Origin of the sequence: Massilia aquatica, assembly GCF_011682045.1 — a bacterium.
Lineage (GTDB): Bacteria > Pseudomonadota > Gammaproteobacteria > Burkholderiales > Burkholderiaceae_D > Telluria_A > Telluria_A aquatica.
Window position 1 is genome coordinate 62,362 of sequence record NZ_VVIW01000030.1, and the last position, 24,404, is coordinate 86,765.

The 24,404-nt window shown below is 60.8% G+C and carries 18 protein-coding genes; 7 read left to right on the forward strand and 11 right to left on the reverse strand.

Translation table 11 applies throughout. The features are described from left to right. Window positions 1-304: 304 nt before the first annotated feature. Window positions 305-2,719: a catalase gene (locus tag F1609_RS30030; protein WP_167080928.1), complete on the reverse strand. Its 2,415-nt coding sequence runs from the start codon at window positions 2,717-2,719 to the stop codon at window positions 305-307. Between the two features lie 161 nt (window positions 2,720-2,880). On the opposite strand from F1609_RS30030, the gene F1609_RS30035 reads away from it, so the two are divergent. Both F1609_RS30035 and F1609_RS30040 read left to right on the forward strand, forming a co-directional pair. After that, entirely contained in the window at window positions 2,881-3,870 is a 990-nt protein-coding gene (locus F1609_RS30035; protein WP_167080930.1) for a questin oxidase family protein, read from the forward strand. Next, a complete protein-coding gene (locus tag F1609_RS30040) occupies window positions 3,867-4,415 on the forward strand; it encodes a hypothetical protein (protein ID WP_167080932.1) in 549 nt (182 codons plus the stop codon). The genes F1609_RS30035 and F1609_RS30040 overlap by 4 nt, the downstream gene beginning before the upstream one ends. A 70-nt stretch (window positions 4,416-4,485) precedes the next feature. On the opposite strand, the gene F1609_RS30045 is transcribed toward F1609_RS30040, so the two are convergent. Beyond that, the gene (locus F1609_RS30045) at window positions 4,486-5,277 is read right to left on the reverse strand and encodes an AraC family transcriptional regulator (RefSeq protein ID WP_167080934.1); all 792 of its coding nucleotides are present in this window, start codon (window positions 5,275-5,277) and stop codon (window positions 4,486-4,488) included. 104 nt (window positions 5,278-5,381) lie between these two features. On the opposite strand from F1609_RS30045, the gene F1609_RS30050 reads away from it, so the two are divergent. Further along, the gene (locus F1609_RS30050) at window positions 5,382-6,590 is read left to right on the forward strand and encodes an MFS transporter (protein ID WP_167080936.1); all 1,209 of its coding nucleotides are present in this window, start codon (window positions 5,382-5,384) and stop codon (window positions 6,588-6,590) included. A 12-nt stretch (window positions 6,591-6,602) separates the two neighbouring features. On the opposite strand, the gene F1609_RS30055 is transcribed toward F1609_RS30050, so the two are convergent. Further along, window positions 6,603-7,325, reverse strand: coding sequence for a hypothetical protein (locus tag F1609_RS30055; RefSeq protein ID WP_167080938.1), 723 nt, complete (start codon window positions 7,323-7,325; stop codon window positions 6,603-6,605). Window positions 7,326-7,569: 244 nt separating this feature from the next. On the opposite strand from F1609_RS30055, the gene rraA reads away from it, so the two are divergent. Continuing rightward, on the forward strand, window positions 7,570-8,064 hold the full coding sequence (rraA, locus tag F1609_RS30060) for a ribonuclease E activity regulator RraA (RefSeq protein WP_167080940.1): 495 nt from the start codon (window positions 7,570-7,572) through the stop codon (window positions 8,062-8,064). A 93-nt stretch (window positions 8,065-8,157) separates the two neighbouring features. Here rraA and F1609_RS30065 read toward each other — a convergent pair whose 3' ends face one another. From F1609_RS30065 to F1609_RS30075, 3 genes are all read right to left on the reverse strand, one after another. Next, entirely contained in the window at window positions 8,158-8,730 is a 573-nt protein-coding gene (locus F1609_RS30065) for a DUF8082 domain-containing protein (protein WP_167080942.1), read from the reverse strand. A 39-nt stretch (window positions 8,731-8,769) separates the two neighbouring features. After that, the gene (locus F1609_RS30070; RefSeq protein WP_167080944.1) at window positions 8,770-9,846 is read right to left on the reverse strand and encodes a cache domain-containing protein; all 1,077 of its coding nucleotides are present in this window, start codon (window positions 9,844-9,846) and stop codon (window positions 8,770-8,772) included. A gap of 382 nt (window positions 9,847-10,228) precedes the next feature. Next, window positions 10,229-11,305, reverse strand: coding sequence for a cache domain-containing protein (locus F1609_RS30075; protein ID WP_167080946.1), 1,077 nt, complete (start codon window positions 11,303-11,305; stop codon window positions 10,229-10,231). A gap of 666 nt (window positions 11,306-11,971) precedes the next feature. Here F1609_RS30075 and aceA point away from each other — a divergent pair. The 3 genes from aceA (at window position 11,972) to F1609_RS30090 (ending at window position 16,054) form a co-directional block, all read left to right on the forward strand. Continuing rightward, on the forward strand, window positions 11,972-13,270 hold the full coding sequence (gene aceA, locus F1609_RS30080) for an isocitrate lyase (RefSeq protein WP_099877013.1): 1,299 nt from the start codon (window positions 11,972-11,974) through the stop codon (window positions 13,268-13,270). 236 nt (window positions 13,271-13,506) lie between these two features. After that, complete coding sequence (locus F1609_RS30085; protein ID WP_167080947.1) at window positions 13,507-14,718, forward strand: 23S rRNA (adenine(2030)-N(6))-methyltransferase RlmJ; 1,212 nt, start codon at window positions 13,507-13,509, stop codon at window positions 14,716-14,718. Between the two features lie 76 nt (window positions 14,719-14,794). Continuing rightward, on the forward strand, window positions 14,795-16,054 hold the full coding sequence (locus F1609_RS30090; protein ID WP_167080948.1) for an EAL and HDOD domain-containing protein: 1,260 nt from the start codon (window positions 14,795-14,797) through the stop codon (window positions 16,052-16,054). 235 nt (window positions 16,055-16,289) lie between these two features. Here F1609_RS30090 and F1609_RS30095 read toward each other — a convergent pair whose 3' ends face one another. The 5 genes from F1609_RS30095 to F1609_RS30115 are packed head-to-tail and all read right to left on the reverse strand — an operon-like array spanning window position 16,290 to window position 23,643. After that, window positions 16,290-17,567 (reverse strand): phenylacetate--CoA ligase family protein, encoded by a 1,278-nt coding sequence (locus F1609_RS30095; RefSeq protein ID WP_167080950.1) that lies wholly within the window; start codon window positions 17,565-17,567, stop codon window positions 16,290-16,292. Further along, complete coding sequence (locus F1609_RS30100; protein ID WP_167080951.1) at window positions 17,567-20,098, reverse strand: acyl-CoA reductase; 2,532 nt, start codon at window positions 20,096-20,098, stop codon at window positions 17,567-17,569. The genes F1609_RS30095 and F1609_RS30100 overlap by 1 nt, the downstream gene beginning before the upstream one ends. Window positions 20,099-20,100: 2 nt before the next feature. Continuing rightward, window positions 20,101-21,261, reverse strand: coding sequence for a LuxE/PaaK family acyltransferase (locus tag F1609_RS30105; protein WP_167080952.1), 1,161 nt, complete (start codon window positions 21,259-21,261; stop codon window positions 20,101-20,103). After that, complete coding sequence (locus tag F1609_RS30110) at window positions 21,258-22,472, reverse strand: MFS transporter (protein ID WP_167080954.1); 1,215 nt, start codon at window positions 22,470-22,472, stop codon at window positions 21,258-21,260. The genes F1609_RS30105 and F1609_RS30110 overlap by 4 nt, the downstream gene beginning before the upstream one ends. Before the next feature lie 10 nt (window positions 22,473-22,482). Then, the gene (locus F1609_RS30115; RefSeq protein ID WP_167080955.1) at window positions 22,483-23,643 is read right to left on the reverse strand and encodes a GNAT family N-acetyltransferase; all 1,161 of its coding nucleotides are present in this window, start codon (window positions 23,641-23,643) and stop codon (window positions 22,483-22,485) included. Between the last annotated feature and the right edge of the window lie 761 nt (window positions 23,644-24,404).

Below are 24,404 nucleotides of genomic sequence, written 5' to 3' on the forward strand. Positions count from 1 at the left end.
ACACGCGAACAGCTCTCCGTCGTTACCTTTTTTTCAAGGCAATGGGTTAATAAAAGGCGATCTTGGTTGTAGGCAATAATGATACACCGGCGCGCCGCAGAACACGATGGATGGTTGTAAGCAATTCATGTGAGCTTGTTTTACGACAGCGCCGAGGCGATTGGTACGAAGCTGGTTTTAGTATCGCCACCTGCTACTTTATCCGATTTCTTGCCTGAGCTCAGCAGGATTGGGCGGATAGCGACACTATATTCGCTGCACAAAAAAAGCCGGCGCATGCCGGCTTTACCACACACCAGGCCGTTTATACGGCCGGCGGCTCGGTGTCGCGCTCGAATGTGCGGTGCCGCGCGAGCGCCTGCCTGAACTGGCCGATCGCCAGGGTCGCAAGCGCGGGGTCCATGCTGACGATGCCGGGGTCGTCGCAGCCATCCGGCAGGGTGGTGGGGATGCCGGCGGCGCTGAGCAGGCCGGCGCCGTTGCCGAGCGCCAGGATGGGCTTGCCGTGGCGGTATTGCTCGCGCACGAAGTCGATCACGCGCGCATCGCGCCCGAGTGCGATCGCGCCATCGTCGCCGCCCGGCGCGACCATGGCGTCGTACACCACCGAGGGCGTGACCTCGATGGTGGTTTCGACATGCAGCGGGACACCGTCCAGCGAACTGACCTGTCCGAGGCGCTGGCCCACCAGGCGCGGCACGGCGCCCGCGTCCAGCAAGGCCGCGTAGACCGCGCGCACGGCGGCCCCGTCGACGCCCGGGGCGACAAAGATCGCGACCTGGCGCGTGCGGATGCCGGTCACGCCCGGACGGCTGAGCAGGGACAGGGCGGGCGAGGGCGCGTAGTTCGGCAGCGGCAGGCTGGTGGCCAGCGGCAGCGGCGGCGGCACCGCAATGCCCAGGCCGCAGGCGAGCGCGTGCGCCAGGGTCGCGTCCACATTGACCAGCCCGGCCACCATGCGAATCCGGATCGCCAGCGTTTCCACGCGCGTGAGCTCGTAGCGGAAGGCATCGATGATGTGGGCTTTTTCGGGCGCGCTCTGGCTGATCCAGAACAGGCGCGCTTGCGAGTAGTGGTCGGCGAACAATTCCGGCTTGCCGCGCATTTTGTTGCCGACGACGGACTCGGGCGCGCTCACGAAACCGGCGCGGCCAACCTGGAACGGGCAGCCGCCGGCCAGCGAGTTGGGCTCGTAGTTGACCCGGCCGCGGTTGATCGACTGCCGGTGAAAGCCTTCGCGCTGGTTGTTATGCACTTCGGCCAGCGGCGCGTTGATGGGGATTTCGTGGAAGTTGGGGCCGCCCAGGCGCGTGATCTGGGTATCCGGATAGGAATGGTTGCGGCCTTGCAGGATCGGATCGTTGGTGAAGTCGATGCCGGGAATGATGTGCTGGGTGCAGAAGGCCACTTGTTCGGTCTCGGCGAAAAAATTGTCTGGATTCCGGTTCAGGACCAGTTTGCCGACCGGGAACACCGGGATCAGTTCTTCCGGGATCAGCTTGGTCGGGTCGAGGATGTCGAAGGGGAAGCTCTCGGCCTGCGTTTCGGTGAACACTTGCAGGCCCAGTTCGTACTCGGGGAAGTTGCCCGCTTCGATGGCTTCCCACAGGTCGCGCCGGTGGAAATCGGTATCGAGGCCGCGCAGCTTGAACGCTTCGTCCCAGACCAGCGAGTGGGTACCCTGCAGCGGGGTCCAGTGAAATTTGCACAGGCGTACCTCGCCGCTGGTGTTGATCAGCTTGAAGGTGTGCACGCCGAAACCCTGCATCATGCGGTAGCTGCGCGGAATGGCACGGTCGGACATGAGCCACATCAGCATGTGGGTGATTTCGGGGCTGAGCGAGGCGAAATCCCAGAAGGTGTCGTGCGCGCTGGACGCTTGCGGCATGGCGTGGTGCGGTTCGGGCTTGACCGCGTGGGCGACGTCGGGAAACTTCATCGGGTCCTGGATGAAGAACACCGGGATGTTGTTGGCGACCAGGTCCCAGTTGCCTTCGTCCGTATAGAACTTGACCGCGAAGCCGCGCACGTCGCGCGCGGTGTCGGGCGAGCCGCGCTCGCCGGTGGCGGTGGAGAACCGCACGAACACCGGGGTGCGCTTGCCGGCGTAGGCGAAGGGCGCGGCGCGTGTGAGCTGGCACAAGTCCTGATACGATTCGAAGTAGCCGTGCGCGCCCGAACCGCGCGCGTGCACCACCCGCTCCGGGATGCGCTCATGGTCGAAATGCGTGATCTTTTCGCGCATCACAAAGTCTTCCAGCGCGATCGGGCCGCGCAGGCCGATCTTGAGCGAGTCCTGGTTGCTGGAGACGGGAATGCCCTGGTTGGTGGTGAGGCGCTGTTCGGTATCGTCGGCGCGCACGCGGTCGAGCGAACTGTTGAGGGCGTTGTCGCCCAGGCGCGGGATGCCGTCGCCGAGCTTGGACGAAGCGATGTTTTCGGTGCTGGTGCTGGCTGTGGCCAGCGGCGTCGATGGAGCGTAGGATTCGCCGGTATGCGGCGTAAGTGCTTCGGCCCCATATTCGAGCGGCTTGGTGGCGTTGAAGGGCCGCTCGTCGGCCAGGTCGGCGTCGCCGCCGGCTTTTTCGAGCAGGCGCTCCGCGATGGGATTGGCGCTGCCCAGGCTGCCGGGCAGGGTTGGGTCCGAAGGACCCGCGACGGTGCTGAGAACGGAACCTGCGCCGTCGGTGGACGGTCCGCCTTTTTTACGTGTGACCATGGATTACCTCTTAGAAAGAGTGGGGCCGGGCGCCCCTGGCTTGTCGAGTTTGCATCGCTGAGGGCGCGCGGGCTTGATCATGGACAGGCGCGGCGGCGCGGGAGATCAGGGCGTCGCCAAGAGTGCGGCGCTGCCGTTGGAAAACTTGCGTGGAGATGTGCATGGAAATTTTGTCGGACACCTGCCGGGCCTTGCTCGAACGCAGCAAGCGCTTCGGGCCGCTGTATGGCGACCGCCTTGCCAATCACCTGCCGATGACGCTGATCGCGCTGGACCGCATGGGGGCGCCGGTGGACAGCATGGCGCGCGCGTTCGACGCCAACGCGCGCCAGTTGCAGGCGCGTGACGCCGATATCAGCCCGGTCGCGGACGGCGCCGACTGGCTGGGCAAGGGGCGCAACGCGGGCGGGCTGGAACGGTATTTCCAGGCGTGCGCAAGGCGCGACGGACGCGACGCGGTGCTGCGCGACTGGCTGCCGCGCCTGCTGCCGGGCGTGGCGGCGTCGGCCTTTCATTGCCTGATCCGGCTGGCGTACGCGATTGACGCCGGCGACCATGACGAAGCCTGCGCCGCGCTGGCGTACTGGGTGATGGAATACGTGAGCCTCGACTTGCCGCCGGACACGGTGGACGACACCCCGGCCGCGCTCGCCGCGCGCCTGGCCGTGGCGGTGGCAGGCCATGCGCCGTGGGACGGCATCATCATCGACCGCATGCGCCAGGCGGCGCGCCATCCAGGCGTGGCCGGGACGGCGATCCAGCCACGCGGGTTGGACCTGCGGCAAGTGGCGCAGTTCGCGCTGGGCGCCTACCATGCGCGCGAAGATTTCACGCTCTTGCACACGGTGACGGCATGCCATGCATTCCGGCTACTGCTGCCGTATTTGGGCGAGCCGGGCCGGGCGCTGCGCTACTTGTGGGAGGCGGTCGTGGTCGCCACGCTGACGGTCGAACCTTCAGCCGCCATGCCCGCCGCCGCCCCGGACCTTGACTGGCAAGCCTGCATGGCGCAAGCTGCGCGGGCCACCGATGCGCACGTCGTCAAGCTGTGCTGGTCGGCGCATTGCGAACACCTTGCCTACGGCGATGCGCGCTACCTCGCGATTGCGGCGCGCAAGCTCGCCAGCCAATCAATCAAAAGGACCATGTGAAACTGACTCATTTGCTGTTGCTGCTGACGCTTACTGGAAGCAGCGCTACCTGCCTTGCTCACAGAGATAGCATCGTCAATATTTCCGCGGAAGGAATGATGGACGCGATTCCGGCCGCGTTCGGCCCGGCCCGGATGAACGTGGTCTTCGCCGCGCCGGATGCGGAACAAGCGGTCGAGAGTGTAACCCTGCAGCTCGGTCGGCACGTGACGATGCTGCCGGCCTGCATCGTGGCGCTGCTGCCGTCACGGAAGATGGCGCAGGTGAGCGCCAGTGCGTCCTGGTACCATCTCAACGCCGACTCGCTTCCGCATTACCTCAGTCTTCGCTTTGCCGCTCCCGGCGCCGTCAAGGCGGGCACGCAATGGACCTATGTCGGCATGCTGGTCAACTTGCGCACGGCAAAAATAATCAATATCAAGAAAGTCCTTGCCGGCCCTGCCGAGGGAGAAGAACATCCGGTCGGCGCGGGGCTGTTGCAAGGCTGTCCAGCGCAGGAACTCGACGCAGTGTTCGATCCGGCGCACCGTCTGAACGCGCAATGATGTCGCTCACCAGGTCACCATTGCGCACCGGGTCGAGCGGCCACTATCGCCCAGCTGTAACGACGCCAGTTCACGCCACGCCGTCGCCGGCGAAAAATGCCGACGGCGAACTGCCGTAGGTCTTTTTGAACATCGCCGAAAACGCCGACTGGCTGGCGTAACCGAGTTCTCCGGCCACCTGCGAGAGCGGCATGCCGCGCGCGATCAGGGGCGCGGCGTGCGCCAGGCGCACTTGCTGGCGCCAGTGGCCGAAGCGCATGCCCAGCTCGCGTTCGAACAGGCGCGTCAGGGTGCGCTCGGAAGCGCCGACCTGGGCCGCCCACTGGCCCAGGGTCAGCTGGCAGGCGGGGTCGTCGATCAGGGCCGCGCACAGGGCGCCCAGCCGCTTGTCCTGCGGCAGCGGCACGCGCAGCGGCCGCGTTGCCGCGCCCGGTAATTCGTCGAGGATCAGTTCTGCCAGCAGCGTTTCGCGCGCACCGGCGCCGGTCTGGCCGAGCGCGACGATCAGTTCGCGCAGCAGTGGCGACACGGCCAGCACGCGGCACTCGTCGCCCTCGAACGGGGCGCGCGCGGCCAGGATGCCGAGCGGGCGCAAGCGCGCGTTTTCGAGCACGCGCACCGAATGGACCACCTCCGGCGCAATCCAGATCGCGCGCAGCGGCGGCACGATCCAGCTGGAGCCGGGGGTGTTTACGCGCAGCACGCCTGAGAGGGCGAAGGTCAGTTGGCCCCAGGGATGGCGGTGCGGAGCGAGCGACTGGGTGATGTCGAGGTCGCGTGCCAGCGCGCGCACTGGCCGCGCCGGGGTCGGCGTCAGCTCGGGCGGTTGCCAGCGGGTATGGGTGAGGAGGGTCAGGGACATGGGCGGCTGGATATTGGCGGATTCGCGACAAAGTATGGCTTCCTGTCTCAAAACTGTCGATGGCTTTTTGCTTACACTGGACGCTGCTCAACTATGGATGTCTTATGAACACACCCACCCTGCGCGACGATGCGCGCGTCATCGGCCTGGTCAGTCTGGCGCACGGCGTATCGCACTTCTATCACCTGATCCTGGCGGCTTTGTTTCCATGGATCAAGCCCGCCTTCGGCCTGTCGTACGCCCAGCTGGGGCTGTTGATGACCTTGTTTTTCGTGGTTTCGGGGATCGGCCAGGCCTTGTCGGGCTTCGTGGTGGACAAGGTCGGCGCGCGCCGCGTGCTGTTTTCCGGGCTGGCGCTGCTCGGCACGGCGGCGCTGGTGCTGGCCGGTGCGCAGAGCTACCTCATGCTGGCGGCCGGGTCGATGCTGGCGGGCCTGGGCAACGCCGTGTTCCATCCGGCCGACTACACCTTGCTCAACGAGCGCGTGAGCCGCGCACGCATCGCCCATGCCTTTTCACTGCACGGCATCAGCGGCAACCTGGGCTGGGCGGCGGCGCCCGCGTTTTTGGCCGGCATCGCCGCCCTGGCCGGCTGGCGCGTGGCGCTGCTGTCGGCCGCCGCCATTCCGTTCGCCACCCTGGCGCTGCTGTTCTTCCAGCGCGCCCACCTGCGCGCCGAGCCGGCCCCGGTGCAGGCGGCCGGCACGGTGCAGGACAGTTCCTTCGCCTTCATGAAACTGCCGGCGGTGTGGATGAGCTTTGGCTTCTTTTTCCTGACCGCCATTGCGCTGGGCGGTATCCAGAGTTTTTCGTCGGCCAGCCTGGTGGCGCTGTACGGCATGTCGCTGGCCTCGGCCACCACCGCCTACACCGCCTACATGCTCGCGTCCGCCGCCGGCATGGTGCTGGGCGGCTTTCTGGCCACGCGCGCCAAACGCCACGACCGCACGATTGCCATGTCGTTCATCTGCGCCGCGCTGATGGCGCTGCTGGTGGGCGCGGCCGTGGTGCCGGGCTCCATGGCGGTGGTGCTGATGGGCGGCATCGGCCTGGCCGCCGGCGTTGCCGGTCCCTCGCGCGACCTGCTGATCCGCGCCGCCGCACCCAAGAACGCGACCGGCCGCGTGTTCGGCATCGTGTACTCGGGACTCGACAGCGGCCTGGCGCTCGGTCCGCTGCTGTTCGGCACCATGATGGACCGGGGCCATCCGGCCTGGGTGTTCGGTTGCATCGCCTTGTTCCAGGTGTTGGCGATCGGCACCGCCCTGACCGTGGGCGGCAGCAGCCGGGCGCCGGCGCTCAAGCAAGCCTGAGCGCGCAGGCTCCTAGGTAACCGGGCACAGGCTGGCCACGCCCAGCAGCGCATAGCGCACCCGGTACGGTTTGAAGCCGAGGATGGTCTTGAAACGCTGCAACCCGCCGGAGGCGCCGAACCAGGTGTCATACATGGCGTAGCGCACGCTGCGCTCGGCGATCAGCATGCTGACGATTTCCACGATCATGAAGTGCATGACGCCATCGTTGTTGCGGTAGCCGAGCAGGCGCGAGAACAGGGCGAAGTTGCCGTAGATGCCCAGTTCGCAGTAAGCCACCAGCTTGCCGGACGCATCGAGCACGCCGAAATAGCGGAAGTTCTCGCGGTCGGTGTAGTGCGCCACCCGGTCCTGGTAGCCGGCGGCCATGGGCCGGCCCTGGCGCTCGGGCATGGACTGGTTGATGGCGTGGATCGCGTCGACGTAGCGGTTGCGGTCGATGCGCGTGAACTGGTAGCCGCGCGCCATGGCCCGCCGTGCGAAAAACCCACCCCAGTTGCGCTCGCCGATCGAGTCGCGGTAGTGCGCGCCTGAGGCGAATTGCCCGGTGTCGAGCAGGGCCGCGCCGATGGTCTTGTTGCCGATGATGCGGTAGCGCGGATGACGCCGTGTAAAGTTGCGGTAGGTGGCGCTCACGTCGGCGGGCGCGAGCGCCATGTCGAATTCCAGGTGAGCGTGCGGCAGTTTAGCGATGGCAATGAGAAGGTCCCACAGGCGCCGGATCTGTGACAGCATGCATGCCCCCTTGACAAGAAAGAGGCACCGATTATGGCGCGCTCCGCTCGCCATGTCAGCCGCTGTCTGCCCTTCGCTTGTGGCACATCAGGCGCGTCGCACATGCCTTGTTTTCGCGGGAACCAACACCCGGGTGGCGCGGTCGTACTCATTCCAGGGGCGCGCTCGCGCGGGGGCGGCGGCGCCAATCGCTTAGAATTGTTCTCATTTCCAATTCCATTCCCTCTTTTGCGAGCGAGCCGACATGACCTTTGCCACCACCGATCTGTGCGACGACCACCCCGAACTGCTGAATGAGGGCCGCCTGGCCGTGTTGCCGCCGCTGTTCAGGCATTACGGCCAGCATGTGCGCTTTTGCGGCAGCGTGACCACGTTAAAAGTGTTTGAAGACAACGCCCTGGTGCGCGCCACCCTGGAAGCGCCGGGCAACGGCAATGTGCTGGTCATCGACGGCGGCGCCAGCCTGCGCCGCGCGCTGGTGGGCGGCCAACTGGCCTTATTGGCGCAAAACAATGGCTGGAGTGGCATCGTGGTCGATGGTTGCGTGCGCGACAGCGACGAGATCAACGCCTGCGCCATCGGGGTGCGCGCGCTGGGGACGCATCCGCAAAAGAGCAGCAAGCTGGGCGCGGGCGAACGCAATGTGCGCATCTGCGTGAGCGGGGTGGCGGTGCAGGCGGGAGACTGGTTGTATGCCGATGCCGATGGCATCGTGGTGTCGCAGCAAAAGCTGGTGTAAGGGGAGGGGGACAGCGCGCAACAGCGAATACAGCGGGGAAGGGGACGACAGCACCCTGCGCGCGGCGGCCGGAGCCGCCGCGCGCAGGAGTTCTCAGAACGCCGGCATGTCGAGCGCCTTGGCGACGTCGACCTTGAACTTGGCGGCCTGGTCGTCGTTGGGGATTTCTTTCGCCAGCGCCATGACCACGGCGCGCACATCGGTGGCGCCGTCGAAATGGTCGCTGCAAACGATCTCCGCCATCGGACCGACATACTTCACCAGGCAACGCTGCAAGGTGGCCTTGATGTCGGGCGTCAGGCCCGGCGTGGCCACCGGGCGCGCAGCGGCGGTGTCGGCGCGTGGCGATGCCCCGCCCAGTACGCCCGTGCCCGGCAAGTCGTCCAGGGTGCCGTCGAGGTAGCCCAGCACGATCTCGGTCGGCCAGTCCAGGCCGTCGGCGTTGACGACGCCGGCCTTGTCCAGGGTCAGGCGCGCATTTTTCATGGTGCGCATGATGGCCAGGCCGTCGCGGCCGCGGCGGCCGCGGCACAGGATGAAGACGATCTTGCCGCCTTGCAGGTGGACCTGGGCCATGCGGTTGTCATCGCTGATGACCAGCGCAGTGCCGCTGACGCGCTGTGCGCAAAAGCCAGCGATCTGGTCGACCACGTCGATAAATGGCATGAATTCCGGTTGTGACATATCAGTAACCTCTCATCGGTATCAAACCTTTTTACGCAGTCGATCCATTGCCAGCTGGATGCTGACGCCGAGACGTTCAATGGCACGGGCCAGCGAGCCGATTTCATCGCCGCGGGCCGTTTGCGGAATGTTCACTTGCAGCTCGCCGTTGCTTAATTGTACGGCAATGGCGGTCAGCTGATTGATCGGGCGGGTCAGCGCCTTGCCGAGGATAATCGCCACGCCGATGACCAGCGCCACGGCGGCGGCGATCAGGAGGCGTGCTTCGCTTTCCATCTTGTGCATGGTGGCGAAGGCTTCATCGTAATCTTGTTCGATCAGTACCGTCCAGCCTTGTGGCAGTTTGCGTACGAAACCGATCACTTTGCGCTCTTCCGAAGTATAAACCACGGGCGCGTCGGTGATGCCGGCGACCTTGAGCGCCGGGTGGGCGGTGAAGTCTTGCAGCGCGGTAAGTACCTTGGCCGAGTCGCCGTGGGCGATCACCTTGTTGGTGGCGTCGAGCAGGATCGCGCGGCCGGTCTTGCCGATACGGATATCGGTGACGATCTTGGAGATGTCGGTCAGGTTCATCGACATCGCCAGCACGCCGACCAGGGCGGAGTTGATGTCGCGGATCGGGGTCGCCACGATCAGCGCCGGCTTGCCGGTGGTTTTGCTGATCGCTACCTGGCGCCCGACCGGCTGGCCACCCATGACGGCCTTGAAGTAGCTGCGGTCGCCGTAGTTGATCGGGGCGGCGCCGTCGTTACGGGCGGTGTTGCTGCCATCCGGAGCGATGGTAAACATCAGGAACGACCATTCGTACGCCTTGCCGGTCGCTTTCAGCAGGGGAACCTGGCGCTCGCCCTTCATCGATATCATGTCGTCCAGGCGGCTGGCCTGGTTCATGGCGTGCATATTGGTGTCGTCCCAGGCATTGATGCCGCTGACCACGGTGTTCATGGTCAGCACCAGGCTTTGCGCGACATTGTCGGTCAGTTCGCGCTGGGCCGCCCGGTCGCTGATCAACCACAGCGTGCACAGGGGGATCAGCGTCACCGCGAGCAAGGTCATCAAGACCTTGTGAAAAATATTCAAACTAAATTTTGAGTTCATGCTGGGCCTTCGTAATAGAGGTCTGCTTGACGTGGCAGATCGGCCAGCGTATCGGACATCAAGGAACCGATTGCTGGGCCGACGTTACAACAAGGTGTCGGACTTTTGTATCTGGCAACCCCGTTCGCCGGCGGCGCAACGGGGTCGTTGATTCGGAGGTTACTGTTGGCAGGATGCACTGTCCGTCATGGACCGCGCCGCCGTCTTCCAGTAATTCCGGGGCGCAATCGTTAGCAGTGATTTTGGTTGCTTGTAAGCACATTATTATACCGGTGTTTACCAACAGCATCGGTATTGCGGCAACTCTCCTTGTATTTCGTGAGAATTAGCGGCATTTGTGTCTTTAGTGCAACGACTTCACTCCTGTCGATGGCGCCGGGGTTCAGCTTTTCTTGCGCAGGCGATCCATTGCCAGCTTGATACTGATGCCGAGGCGGTCGATGGCGCGGGCCAGCGCGCCGATTTCGTCGCCGCGTTCGGTTTGTTCGATCGTCACTTGCAGTTCGCCGTTACTGAGCTGGCGCGCAATCGCGGTCAATTCATTGATCGGACGGGTCAGTGCCTTGCCGAGGAAAACCGCGATCGCGATGACCAGCGCCACGCTCACGGCGATCAGGATCTGCGCCTCTTTTTCCATCTGCTTCATGATGCGGAAGGCTTCGTCGTAGTCCTGTTCGACCAGCAAGGTCCAGCCTTGCGGCAATTTACGCATGAAGCCGATGACTTTGCGGTCTTCCGCCGTGTACACCACAGGCGCCTTGTCGATGCCGGCCACCTTGAGGGCGGGATAGGCGCTGAAATCCTGCAGCGCGCCGCGCACCTTGGAGGAATCGCCGTGGGCGATGACTTTGTTGCTGGCGTCGAGCAGGATCGCGCGGCCGGTTTCGCCGACCCGGATATCGGTCACGATCTTGGAAATGTCGGTCAGGTACATCGACATGGCCAGCACGCCGACCAGGTTGGCGCTCTCATCCTTGATGGGGGTGGCCAGGATCAGCGCCGGCTTGCCGCTGGTCTTGCCGATCACGACCTGGCGGCCGACCGGCGCGCCCTTGATCACTTGCTGGAAGTAGGAGCGGTCGCCGTAGGGGGTCAGGGCGCCGCCGTCGTTGCGGCCGACGTTGCTGCCGTCGGGCGCGACCGTAAACATCAGGTACGACCATTCGTAGGCGGTGCCGGTGACGCCCAGGATCGGATTCTGGCGCTCGGCCTTCATCGAGACCATGTCCGGCAGGTAGCCGAGCTGGGTCATGGCGCGCACGTTGGTGCTGTCCCAGGCATTGATGCCGTCGGCCACGGTGTCCATGGTCAGGACCAGGTTTTGCGAGACGTTGGCGGTCAACTGGCCCTGGGCTGCCTTGTTACTGACCAGCCACAAGGTAATCAGAGGGATCAGCGTGACCGCTAACAAAGTGATGAGTACTTTGTGGAAGATGTTTAATGTAAATTTTGAGTTCATGAGTTGCATTCGTAATGTAGGTCTGCTTGACGTGGCAGATCGGCCAGCCTGTCGGACATCAAGATACCGATTGCTGGGCCGACACTAAACAGCGTGCCGGACTTTATCTGGCAACCATCCCGCCCGTCGGCGCAACGGGACTGGGATGAAGAAGTGTTGGTAGGAGTTGCACTGTCCGCCATGGAACGCATCGCAAACTGCCTGGAGACCTAAGGTGCGTCATGCGGCAGTGATTAAGGATTGCCTGAGAGCACATTATCCTACGGGGCAGTAAGCGAGCGATGGCTTTTCGCGCGATTCCTGTTGTTTTTCGTGAGAATTATACCCTCGTGTGTCTTCTGTGCAACACCATTCTCCCTATTTTGGTGCGTCGGCCGGCGTCGTCGCCGCCGATCGCCCTCGCGCGCGCGAAAACGGTGCCGGATTTCATCAGGCGCGGACGGCATTTCACAATGCGAAATACCATGGTGCATCTGCACCGCCACGCTCTCCCATTTAGAGAAATCCCATTTCGTATCATGGAAAATGAATTTCAAGCCATTGATTTTTATAAATAAAATTTTAGTTATATGTCTTATATAAGAGTGTTGTTGCAGCGCGCAAAACGGTCTATCATTTGTTCAAGGCATTTCATTTCTTAAACGGCTTTTCAATTAGGAGAACACCATGGCAACTCGTGAACAGCAAGTAGCAGAACTGCAAAAAGATTGGGACACCAACCCGCGCTGGAAAGGTGTTGTACGTAACTACACCGCAGCGGACGTGGTGCGCCTGCGCGGCTCGCTGAAGATCGAGCACACCTTGGCCAAGCGCGGCGCGGAAAAACTGTGGGACCTGGTCAACAACGAGCCGTTCGTCAACGCGCTCGGCGCCATGACCGGCAACCAGGCCATGCAGCAGGTCAAGGCCGGCTTGAAAGCCATCTACCTGTCCGGCTGGCAAGTCGCAGGCGACGCCAACGTCGCTGGTGAAATGTATCCCGACCAATCACTGTACCCGGCCAACTCGGTGCCGCTGGTGGTGCGCCGCATCAACAACACCTTCCAGCGCGCCGACCAGATCCAATGGTCCGAAGGCAAGGATGACATCGACTACTTCGCACCGATCATCGCCGACGCCGAAGCCGGTTTCGGCGGCGTGCTGAACGCCTATGAACTGATGAAGTCGATGATCGACGCGGGCGCCGCCGGCGTTCACTTCGAAGATCAGCTGGCCTCGGTCAAGAAATGCGGCCACATGGGCGGCAAAGTGCTGGTGCCGACCCGCGAAGCGGTCGAAAAGCTGACCGCGGCGCGCCTGGCGGCCGACGTGATGGGCACCTCGACCCTGGTGATCGCCCGTACCGACGCCGAAGCGGCCGACCTGTTGACTTCCGACGTGGACGACAACGACCGCGAATTCTGCACCGGCGAGCGCACCGTGGAAGGCTTCTATAAAGTCCGTCCGGGCATCGAGCAAGCCATTTCGCGCGCCATCGCCTACGCCCCGTTCGCCGATCTGGTCTGGTGCGAAACCGGCAAGCCGGACCTGGCCTTCGCCAAGCAGTTCGCCGATGCCGTGCACGCCAAGTTCCCGGGCAAGATGCTCGCTTACAACTGCTCGCCATCGTTCAACTGGAAAAAGAACCTGGACGACGCCACCATTGCCAAGTTCCAGAAAGAGCTGGGCGCCATGGGTTACAAGTTCCAGTTCATCACCCTGGCCGGCTTCCACGCGCTGAACTACGGCATGTTCAACCTCGCGCACGGCTATGCGCGGCGCCAGATGTCGGCCTTCGTCGAGCTGCAGGAAGCCGAATTCGCCGCCGCCGACAAGGGCTTCACGGCCGTCAAGCACCAGCGCGAAGTCGGTACCGGCTACTTCGATGCCGTGACCCAGACCATTCAGCAGAACCAGAGCTCGACCACCGCGCTGCATGGTTCGACCGAAGATGAACAATTCTTCGACGAAAAGAAAGTAGCCTAAAAGCTATTGATCCGCGGCGCTTCCAGAAGGAGCGCCGCCAGCGCGACGGTGCGGACAAGCACCGTCGCGCGCCCCACGGGTGGAAACGCACAGCGCCTTCCCCCTTGTCCGTGCGCCTTTCGCGGCGCGCCGGCAAGGGGGAGGGCGTTGTGCATTTACGCGCTTTTTGCGTCGGAACCGCCTTTATAGAGGATAATGGCGTCTCAGATCCCCTTTTTTTATGGAATTCCCACGTTATGTTGAGCTACCGCCACGCCTTTCACGCGGGTAATCACGCCGACGTCCTGAAGCATTTCGTGCAGATTCAACTGCATGAGTACATGAATCAGAAAGACACGGCCTACACCTATATCGACACCCACTCCGGTGCCGGCGTGTATGCGCTCGATGGCGGCTACGCGTCCAAGAACGCCGAGTACGAAACCGGCATCGGCCCCTTGTGGGAGCGCACCGACCTGCCCAAGCCGCTGGCCGAGTACGTCAAGCTGATCAAGGAACTCAACCCGAGCGGCAAGATGCGCTACTACCCGGGTTCGCCGTACTGCGCCGACAAGGTCATGCGTGAGCAAGACCGCCTGCGCCTGTTCGAACTGCATCCGGCCGACAGCAAGATCCTGGCCGACAATTTCCGCAAGGTGGCGGAGCACGCCGCCGCCCAGGGCGAGCGCCCGAGCGCGCGCGGACGGCGCGTGCTGATCGAACGCGGCGACGGTTTCCACGCCCTCAAGACCCTGCTACCGCCGCCTTCGCGCCGCGCGCTGGTGCTGATCGACCCGCCCTACGAAGACAAGCAGGATTACCGCAAGGTGCGCGATGCGCTCGACGACGCGCTGGTGCGCTTCCCGTCGGGCATCTACGCTATCTGGTATCCGGTGCTGCAACGCATGGAATCGCGCCAGTTCGCCGACAAGCTCAAGCGCCTGGCGGCCAAGGACTGGCTCAACGTCACCCTGACCATCACCACCCCGGGTCCGGATGGTTTCGGCCTGCACAGCAGCGGCATGTTCATTCTCAATCCGCCGTTCACGCTCGAGCCGACCCTGCGCCAGGTGATGCCTTACCTGGTGCAAGTGCTGGGCAAGAATGCCGACGCCACCTACGTGATCGAAAAAGGCACCCAGGTGACCGGCACGGCCGCCGCCCGCACCGGCGCCAATGGCGCTGCCCGCATGCCGGTCGGTAACGCCCGTAAGGCCAGCCCGACCGCCGGCACCGGCAGCCTGCGCCTGCCCGGACAAGCGCCGGCCGGCACCCCCGGCGCGGCCGCTGGCGCCCCGCGCGCACCGGTGGCCAAGCGGTCCAGCATTGCCGCCGCCGCGGCCGGCAAGAGCGCCCGCCCCACCGAAGCCGGCGTCACGCGCAAGAGTGCGCGTCCTGCCGACGCTGGCACGGCGGGCAAGAGCGCCCGTCCGACCGGTCCACGCAACAGCGGCCCGCGCCGTCCTTAAGATTCCCGCCGTCGTATACGTAGTATAGTCATCGCAGGAGGCGCCGTTGTTGGCGCTCCTGTTTTCCGGATTTCCCATGCCTATTGACACCGTGGCCGAGCTGGCGCTGCCGTCCGACGATTTCTTTCTCGCGCGCCAGCCGATTCTCGGACGTAACCAGCGACTGGTTGCCTTTGAACTCTTATTTCGCAGTGCCAATGGCGGCGATGCCAATGTGACCGATCACGCCGCCGCCACGGCGGCCGTGATTTCGCACGCGTCCCAGCTCGGCATGGCCAAGGTGGTGGGCGAGCGCCTGGCGTTCGTGAATGTCGACGATATCGTCCTGATGAGCGACTTCGTGCGCTTCCTGCCGCACGACAAGGTGATCCTGGAAATTCTGGAAACCGTCAGGGCCACGCCGGCACTGGTCGCCCGCGTGGCCGAGCTCAAGGGTTTCGGCTTCACCTTCGCGCTCGACGATGTGGTGGAAGAGTCCGACGACGTGCGCAAGCTGGTCGACCTGGTCGACATCATCAAGGTCGATGTGCAGGCGGTGGCGGCGGACGATCTGCCGAAACTGGTGGCGGCGCTGAACGGGCGCAACAAGAAGCTGCTGGCCGAAAAGGTCGAGACGGTCGAGGAATTCGAGATGTGCATGGCGCTCGGCTTCGAATATTTCCAGGGTTATTATTTCGCGCGTCCGGCCATCCTCAGCGGCAAGAAGATTGCGCCGTCGGAACTGGTGATCCTGCGCCTCCTCGACCTGATCAATTCCGATGCCGACAATGCCGAGATCGAACGCGCGGTCAAGCGCGACGCCCTGATCAGCCTGAACCTGCTGCGCCTGGTCAATACCCCGGCGGCCGGTGCGCGCGGGCGCATCGACTCGCTGACCGAGGCGCTGTACGTGCTGGGGCGCCAGCAATTGCAGCGCTGGCTGCAGATTTTGCTGTACGCCAAGCCGGGGGCGGCGGTCGAACTCAATTCGCCGCTGCTGCAGATGGCCACCACGCGCGGCAAGCTGATGGAGCTGATGACGCAGAAAGTGCCGCCCGAGCGGCGCGTCAGCGCCGAGGCCGGATTTACGGTGGGCATCATGTCGCTGATGGATGCGCTGTTTTCGATGTCGATGCGCGATATTCTCAACACCGTGGTGGTGGCCGACGACGTGCGCGCCGCCTTGCTCGAGCGCGAGGGCGTGCTGGGCGAAATGCTCAAGGTGGTCGAGCTGGTCGACAATCCCAAGCGCGGCACGGAGCTGGCGCGTGCGCTCAAGACGCTGGGCTTGAGCGCGAGCGCCATGCGCGAGATCGAGATGGAAGCGTTTGGGTGGGTCAATGAGCTGGTGACCTGAGACCCTAGGCTGGCGCAAAGGCTGGCGCAGCGCTGCCTCGTGCTCGCGCACCGGCAATCGGCAAGGCGCAGTTTGCCTTGCACGCAACAGAATACGCTCGGCCAGCGTGAGCAAATGCCGGGTTTCTGATTATCCGCAAGCAAACGCACATCAGTGCTTGTTGGTATTGTCTCAGATCACAGGCCAGACCGAAACGGGATCGGGCGAATTAATCAGTGCTTCCCTCTACGTGAACTCAGGCAAAGCGACGATCGATCACGCGCTTGAGCTTTCCCGAGCGGGGATTGATTTCCAGCGCTGTCGCATCCACCCATTCTATGTCGATGGGCAGGATCTTGCCTTGCGCCAGCAATTGAGCATACATGGGGCGATGCTCGTAAATAGCAGCGATGATCTGCGCGCTGAGCGCCGGATCGGCATTGCGATTGCCGATCCGCAGTATCAACCCATCTTTTCCCTCACGATGAATGGTCAGCAGTTGAAAATCGCAGGCGCCCTGGCAAGCCGGAAACGACGCCAGTACCGACCTTACATCTTCCGGATACAGCGTGACCGGGCCGACTCTGGCCGATTCATCGGAACGCCCCCGTAACAGAAACTTGCGATGCGCCGTACCATGGGCATCGACCCAGCTGGCCCTGTCACCGACCGGATAGCGCAGGATCGGCATCAAATGGCGGCGCAGGGCCGTAACCACGGCCAGCCCTTCGATGCCTGGCGCGACGATGGGCGAGCCCGTTTCTTCATCGATAATTTCGAACAGCGCATCATCATCGTAGCAGCGAAATTCATTGGGGCCGCATGAAAGATCGGCGAATCCCAGCAATCCGGCATCCGTGCTCGCATAACCGATGGAGCGGATCTCGACGCCTGGAAAGCATGCTTCCAACCTGGCGCGCTGATCGGGATACATGGCTTCGCCGGCAAACAGGATCAATCTGACCGTCGACGCGGCTGGATCGCGCCCCACCTTGTCAATGTGATCTACCAGACTCATCATTGTGGTCGGCACGCCGGCCAAGACCGTGGCCTTCAATTCCGTGATAAAGCGATAGATATCGCCGGGTGTCGTGGCGCCCGCAATCGGGAGTTGCATGACCCGCTTGGGGCACTCTTCGAGTGCCTTGTGGGTAAACAAGAACGATCCATACAACTCGCCGACATAAAACAGATTGGCGACCCGGTCGCCATCCTGCAGACCTCCCAGCGCCAGTCCGCGGGAAAAGGCTGTGACAAACACATTCCAGTCAGTCCGGCTGAACACCGAGAATTTGGGGTTGCCGGTGGTCCCGCCACTCTTCAAGACGATGCCATCGTGCATCGCCCCCGTCAGCAATTGCCCACCCTCCAGACGGTTGGCTTCCCAAAACGCTTGCTGGCTCAACACGGGCAACTGTTCGATCGCGTGTATCGTTTCCGGCAATGCGCGGTAAAGATCGCCATAAAATGGCGAATTTTTCCGGGCAAACGCGATCAGTGAGGGAAGTATTTTCCGGCTAATTTCCATGCTCATCAACGCGCTCTCCGGTCCAGCACACGAATCAGTTTTCCGCTTCCCGCAGTCCTGTGGAATTCATCGATTGCCACCGCTTGCACTTCAAACAGCAGCGTTTCATCGGTCAGCACGGCTTCCTGCAAATCCAGGTAGTTTTCCAGGAAAATCTCCCGGCAACGCAGCGCTGGCAAGCGCTCCGAATCGGAAATGACCAAGATGACCTTTTCCTTGATCTCGCCTTGCGCCAGGATCAGCTGCGCTTCGCCCGCATAGGCGAAGTGCGTCGCCAGGATACGGATGAATTCCTGATAATTGAGGAAAGTGGAACCAATCCGGCAAATATCCCCGGTCCGTCCCAGCAGTCGAAAGCGCGGCGCGGCCCTGCCGCAGGCGCAAATGCCATCCGGATCGGCGATCCAGTGGCCGACATCGCCGATTTCGTAGCGCAATGGCTTATTGACCGACAACGTGCGCGGCGTGAAAACCAATCGGCCGACTTCCTCGCCCTGCACCGCTCGATCTTCATCCATTTTCAATATTTCGAGGTATTGAAGCTGTTGCTGAAGATGGTGGACGGCGCCATCGCTATGTTCGCACTGGAAGCCGATCGGACCGATATCGACGCTGCCATAGGCGGCCGAGCGTATCACATCGACCTGGAAAGACTTGTGCAGATAATCTCGCTGGGCGGGACTGAAATGTTCTCCGCCATAATAGATCTTCTTGACTCCCCGATAGGCGGAGAGAATGTCAGCTTCCTTTTCAAACAGTTGCAGGATATACGATGGCATGCCGAGCAAGACATTCACCTTGTTCTTGACGATTTCCTGGGCGACCATGCGGGTATCGCCATGGGCCGCCATGGGGAACTGGATGGCGCCCAGCTGTTCGAGTGCCGAAAAAAAGCTGATGAAGCCACCGTAGAGTCCCCCGCCAAAGAACAGATTCATCGCCCGGTCGCCGAGCGGATCAAAACCCGCCGCGTACAAACCCTCGGCACCGAGCCGGATATGCTCATGGTATTGCTGGTAGCTGAACGTCGACAGTTTTGGTTCGCCCGTGCTACCGCCCGACTTGAAGAAAAGATGGGCTTGTGCAGGATCGGCCGGCACCGACTGGAACTGCTCCTTGGCGGTAATGGCCGGAACGGGGTCCCACTGCAGCGGAGGGAATTTTCTCAACTCATCGAAATTGGAAATCCCCTGCGCTTCATGGGCCAACTGCAAGCTCACTCTGCGGCAATAGCGTTGCAACGCATAGACACCGTCATGCGGCTCGCCGGGGTATCCTCCCGTCATTTCGCCAATGCGCCGGATACGGATCGCACCCGCACGCAAAAAAGAGCGCGACAGCGGATCAATTTCCGAGAGTTTGCAACAGATCGCCACTGTTTGCAGATAGTTGCGCATGGGCCGCAAGACCCGGATGATGTCGGTGCGCGGCAAGGGCTTGACCCAGATGCTGCGGTACAGCGGCGATGCCGCCAGCGCCGCATGGTCGTCGATGTAAATGCGCCACCCGCCATCTGGTGCTTCGATGAGGCGGGCATTGCCGAGGCACGATTCAAGCCTGTGACACTCGCTGACCAAAGCAATTTCGCCGGCACTGGCGGTATCGGGCAACTGGCGTGGCAGTTCGTGCGCCACCAGCGTCAAGGCATCGGCAAGCCGCTCGCCAAACCGCTGCAATTCATTCCAGTCCGACGTGTCGAGATAGACACATTGCGGACTGGAACAGGCTTGCTGTTCCATCAGGCAGCATTCCATGGCGAGTTGTTTCAGCGTATGGGGATCCTGGGCAGCTTCCATGGAAAGAAATGCCAACGATATCTTGTGTCCCCACTCGACCATGCGCACGCTGGCAGGGGCCATGGCGCGTATCGATTGAATCGATTCCTCACCGCCCCAGGCGGCAATGCCATCGGCCCCGGCAAATACCGGCTCCAACAGATCTTTTCGCTTCGACGAAATTGTCGCCACGATGATGAATTTCTCAAGCTGGGCGCTCGGATCGCACTTGCCCAAGGCATGTAACAAGATCTGGGGGAAGGAACTCTCTTGCGGACTGGTCTTGAGAAAGTTAAAATTTCCAGAAAGCAATCCTTCGAGCACGCTCATCGGCCCGACCGTGAAGGCATTTTGCGGTGAAATGTGGACCAGGAAACCCAACGGCGCCCAAGCTTCGAAGATCGCATCGTCGAATTGGGTGCGGCAAGCGAGCAAGGGATTGCTGGAACCGAGTTCACGGATCAGCTTCTTTTCCAGATTCGCACGGCACAAGACATCGGCTATTTCAAGCAAGGCCAGACCGATTTCGTCCGGCGTAAATTGATCGGTGCCAGACAAGCAGTTCTTCAATTCGGTAAAAATAGCCGATTTTTCCCTGATATTTTTCCCGAGTAAATCCCCGGCCGCCAGCACCGTCTCGATATCGAGTTCGCACGCCATTTGCCGGTCCACCAACGATGGCAGATCGCCGATCCTGCTGGCCAGTTCTTGATCGCCGATCCACTCGCCTTGCCAGAGGTGTTGCTTGTTCATATTTTCCATGATTACCGCCTCAACAGTTCAGCCGCCGCAATGGCGCAGCTTTTATTTTTGCTTGTTCCAGCCCGTCCGTGAATGACGAAATACGGCCGCTCATTTCCGCAAGCACAGGATTCGCCGGGATACAGTGTCGCCATGTCGCCCATCAAGACACTCTGGGCAGGCACTGAGGTGATGTAGGGCGTGAGAAATTGCAGAAAGCCCGCTTGACCGAATTTCCTTGGTTTCAGGGTACGCACATCGCGGATGATCACCTGCGACCAGACGGGAACATGAAATTGGTGGTGTGCGCACTCCGCGTACGGGACGGCATGTTCGACCGAGCCGAAACTGTCGCGGATACGCAGGTCGGGAATGCCAAGCTGCGCGTGAATGCGGGCGTACAGATCGTGTTTGGCGATCGCCTGGTCGTCATTGCCTTTCCATCCACCGCCGAGGAATACCAGCGAATCGGGGGAGAGTTTGAGCGGCGGCAAGCCCAGCTCGCGCATCCGCTTCAGTGTAAAAAACAGAAATGCCGGGAAACCGAAAATGCGTACCGGAAGACCTTCCGCAGCGTAGCGTTGCAGCGTTTCGATGCAACCAAAAACATCGAACTCGTGCGACGCGCCGCCCGTCGCCGTGGTTGGCGCGCCGGTCCTGCGCAAAGCATAAAATGCCGATGCAACGGGTGCATACTTGCACAGGAAATTGTCGGTGTGGGCCGTTCCCAGTCGCGAATCCGATGCGGTTTCATACGAATACAGCAGATAGTTGGTCTTGACATCCGGCGTGTTCCAGCCAAAGTGCTCGAAGACCGCGTCGATCATCTTTTGCCCGGCGCTCAATGACCAGGCATCAAACGAGACTTGCGACTTTTGACCGGTCGTTCCGGAAGAAGTCAGGTGCAGCTTGATGTCAGCGCGCGCAACCGAAAGAAGTTCGTGCGACTTGAAAAACGTCGCCGGAACAAAGGGGATGCTCGCCAGGTCATCGATCGACGTCAGCGTGGCGGCATCAAATTGTTTCATTTCCAGCAATTTTCGATAAAATGGCGATTGCTCCCGGTGCCAGTTGATATTTTCCTTCATGGCATCGACAAACATCGATTCCTGCGCGGCGGAGGAAGCGAAGGGATGGCGTTGTTCGCAAACGCCCTGGACCGCGTGCATAGTCTTGATATTCATATTTCCCTAAATTCCCGATAAAATGCGGTGGCCAGTGATATCGTCAACAACCCGAGCGCGAGACATATCGTCATTTTTGTCAAATCGATTTTTTCAATCAAGCTTCCCACCATCAACATCGATAGCGGCAAGGCGCCAATACTGATCGTATTGACCCAGCTCATGACCACGGGGACATCGGCTGGCGCAGGCCGCGATTGAAACAGCGTCAATAGCGACACATTGACGATGGCCAGTGCCAGCCCCAGGCCAGCCAGTGCCAGGCAAGCCAATACGGGATTGTGGTTCAAGCCAAAGAAAAGGTAGAGCAGGGACACGGCGCTCAAGCCGGCGATCGCCCGCTTGCCCCTTTTGAGCGGAAATTCCGCGACCGAAAGCAACAAACTTCCCGCCACCATCCCCAAGCCGATCGACACCTCGAAGGCGGCCAGCATGGCAAGATTGCCGGCGAATCGGGTCTGGACAAACAAGGGGAGCAAGGCCATCAAGGGTGTCAGCGCAAGATTCATCAGGAAAAATGCCGACAACATGAAGCGTATCAAGGGATCGGCAAACATCGACCGCCCGGGTATCGCTGGCGCCATGTCGGCATTCGCCGGCTCCGGTTCGACCGTTTCCGGATCAGCAGGATCGAGCCGGATTCCCCCTTCCAGCCCTGCCGCCAGCAAATAGCTAAGCCCATTCAATACAAGCAGACCCGACAAACCAAGCCAGGGATAGAGCAGGGCGGAAATCGCTGGCCCGACTACCGTCCCCAGGGAAAAGCAGGAATCGACCATGGCGGTCAACTGTGGGACCAATTCCTTTTTTGGCATGAGCCCGGGCAACGTAAAGACAGCGATATTGAACAGCGCGCCAAGCAAATTTGAAACAAACGTCAGGATAAATAGCGTGGTCAGCGAATGGTGCTTGAAATAGGCGAGCCACAACAGTCCGACCAGCAAGAAGATGATGCCCCTTAATACGTCGGTGTGTATCAGTGTCCTCAGGACGCCGATTTTTTGCACCAGCTTGCCCCCACTGCTGGCCAGCAACAGATGGGGAAGCGCGCCTATCGCCAGGAACCACGGTACCATTTGTATGGATTGCTCCTGCGAAATAACCCAGACCAGGCCGAGGGTCATCATCTTGTCGCAGATTTGTGAAATGAATTGCCCGACGAAAAGCCGGGATGAATTCTGGTCCTTGAATACTGCTATTGAAAATTTCATGATAATCCTGTCACGCTGCGCACGCCGGTTCCGGCTCCAGCGAATTTTTTTTCCAGAGTTGCAGATACTGGTTCAAATATTCGCGATTAATGCCTTCCAGGCGGATATTTCTGAAATTCAGTATTTCATAAGATCGGCTGAATATGACGAAATCATAGCGCTGCGCGCCAATCAAATGCATGGCGGGGAAATAGGCGCAGGGAATGAAACCGGCTTGCATTGCGCTTTCTATTTTCTCCGACTCATCGGCGCGAATAATGAATTCGATATAGCGCACTCCCAGGTCCTGCAAGATTACCGATGCCTTTTCCACGATATCGGCGAATCCTGCATTGCGCAAATCGTGAATGCCGATCAACACGCAATGTTTGTCCGTCTCTGAAAAATAACAGAAAACCTCCACGTCCTGATCGGCCGAGCTGATCAGCAGATTGGGTTCTTGAAACGGGAAAAAGGTATGGTGGTCTTGCGCCACCAGCGTGTTCTTGCCCTCGTCAAAACGGCGCTTGGTCAGGCGCGGTGCATGGATCAATTCGAGTTCCAGCGCGGAGCGTGCGCGCGAGAAATTTTCGGCGCTGGTATGGGGAATCCAATCGTCGGGAATCGCGGGCAAGCCGCATTCGCGCCGGACTATTTCAAACAGGGGACGCAGGCGTGGATGCAGGGTAAAATCGGTAAAGCGCGAATCGAGCGCGCTTTTCGTAAATAACGCAGTAAGGCAATGCGTTTCATACCCACTCGTCTTGTGAACATTTGGAAAAATTCCCAGTTTTCGGTAGCCCAGATTCGCCGTCAATTTTTGCGGTGCCGAAGAAACCGTTCTGGTTGTGGCGTAGACGACTTCGACATGAGCGATGGCGCGCAATTGCGCATAGCCGAATTCCATCATCCGTTCCGTCAAATTCTGTCCGCGGCAGTCATTTTCAATGACTGCGCCAAATACCTTGGCCAACCCAGTGAGCGTGTGCTGATAGACAACGGAACCAACAATTCGGTCATCGATGGACGCCACAATCCAGTAATAGTCATCCCGCCCGAGCGCAGCGCGCAGCCGCGCCGTCTCCGACATCATTGGATCACTGTAATCACCTTGGTAGACGCTCTGGTAGAGGTCGACGATCTGAGCGGCATCTCGTGGAATGGCTTTTCTTAAGGTAATATCTTTTTTCATAATATTATTTTTTTGACAGTGTATTATCTTATTTGAATGGCGCCGTTTTATCGACGTGCGAGTTAATCATGGCGCCGAATTCTATATAAGGCAATATTGAAAGTCAAGAAAGGAAATATGAAAGCTTGGTGACAAGGGAGGAATATGAGGCCGGTGCCGAATGATTAGTCATGGTGGGGCAGGGAGATCAAGCGGAAAATTGTCATTAATTTGTAACGCATATGCAATAGGCATATTATTTTCCACGGATCCGGTTTTTCTTGAATAACGAGAGCGACGCGTCGCCTCGCTTTGGCAAACCATTTGATACCTTTTCAGTCGATAAACGCGGCGGTCTCGACATAATGTGACGATTGCATGACCGGCATGCAGCGCTTTGGGCGGCCTGCTTTGGAGGCGAAGCGTTCACCTGACAAGGCTCCTGCTGGCGTCGTCGCCGTCGTGTCAATGTTTTACATCGCGCAGGCGTTTTCGGCACGTCAAACAGATTTGCGAACGGACGTACTAAATTATTCTATTCTCGTATCGATCCACCGGGCGGCGGGCCAATGCCGCCGGGCACAGACCATTCATCCCATATGAGTAAATCGACTAACTGGACAGGATAGTTTGCCAGCAGACCCGGGAAACAGAGTGCTGTGGTCAAGTAATTTCGGACACCACGATAGGTTCGCGTACTGCCATTTTCCGTTCGTAGACGGCGGGCGACAGATTGCCCAATGCTGAATTGATGCGTTTGCAGTTGTAGAAGCCGACGATGT

What these genes read in the sequence shown, in the direction of transcription:
- F1609_RS30045 (WP_167080934.1), bottom strand. Translation starts at nt 5,277, where the DNA reads ATGTCCCTGACCCTCCTCACCCATACCCGCTGGCAACCGCCCGAGCTG.
- F1609_RS30030 (WP_167080928.1), bottom strand. Translation starts at nt 2,719, where the DNA reads ATGGTCACACGTAAAAAAGGCGGACCGTCCACCGACGGCGCAGGTTCC.
- F1609_RS30100 (WP_167080951.1), bottom strand. Translation starts at nt 20,098, where the DNA reads ATGGAAAATATGAACAAGCAACACCTCTGGCAAGGCGAGTGGATCGGC.
- rraA (WP_167080940.1), top strand. Translation starts at nt 7,570, where the DNA reads ATGACCTTTGCCACCACCGATCTGTGCGACGACCACCCCGAACTGCTG.
- F1609_RS30070 (WP_167080944.1), bottom strand. Translation starts at nt 9,846, where the DNA reads ATGAACTCAAAATTTAGTTTGAATATTTTTCACAAGGTCTTGATGACC.
- F1609_RS30075 (WP_167080946.1), bottom strand. Translation starts at nt 11,305, where the DNA reads ATGAACTCAAAATTTACATTAAACATCTTCCACAAAGTACTCATCACT.
- F1609_RS30085 (WP_167080947.1), top strand. Translation starts at nt 13,507, where the DNA reads ATGTTGAGCTACCGCCACGCCTTTCACGCGGGTAATCACGCCGACGTC.
- F1609_RS30050 (WP_167080936.1), top strand. Translation starts at nt 5,382, where the DNA reads ATGAACACACCCACCCTGCGCGACGATGCGCGCGTCATCGGCCTGGTC.
- aceA (WP_099877013.1), top strand. Translation starts at nt 11,972, where the DNA reads ATGGCAACTCGTGAACAGCAAGTAGCAGAACTGCAAAAAGATTGGGAC.
- F1609_RS30065 (WP_167080942.1), bottom strand. Translation starts at nt 8,730, where the DNA reads ATGCCATTTATCGACGTGGTCGACCAGATCGCTGGCTTTTGCGCACAG.
- F1609_RS30095 (WP_167080950.1), bottom strand. Translation starts at nt 17,567, where the DNA reads ATGAGCATGGAAATTAGCCGGAAAATACTTCCCTCACTGATCGCGTTT.
- F1609_RS30105 (WP_167080952.1), bottom strand. Translation starts at nt 21,261, where the DNA reads ATGAATATCAAGACTATGCACGCGGTCCAGGGCGTTTGCGAACAACGC.
- F1609_RS30090 (WP_167080948.1), top strand. Translation starts at nt 14,795, where the DNA reads ATGCCTATTGACACCGTGGCCGAGCTGGCGCTGCCGTCCGACGATTTC.
- F1609_RS30055 (WP_167080938.1), bottom strand. Translation starts at nt 7,325, where the DNA reads ATGCTGTCACAGATCCGGCGCCTGTGGGACCTTCTCATTGCCATCGCT.
- F1609_RS30115 (WP_167080955.1), bottom strand. Translation starts at nt 23,643, where the DNA reads ATGAAAAAAGATATTACCTTAAGAAAAGCCATTCCACGAGATGCCGCT.
- F1609_RS30035 (WP_167080930.1), top strand. Translation starts at nt 2,881, where the DNA reads ATGGAAATTTTGTCGGACACCTGCCGGGCCTTGCTCGAACGCAGCAAG.
- F1609_RS30110 (WP_167080954.1), bottom strand. Translation starts at nt 22,472, where the DNA reads ATGAAATTTTCAATAGCAGTATTCAAGGACCAGAATTCATCCCGGCTT.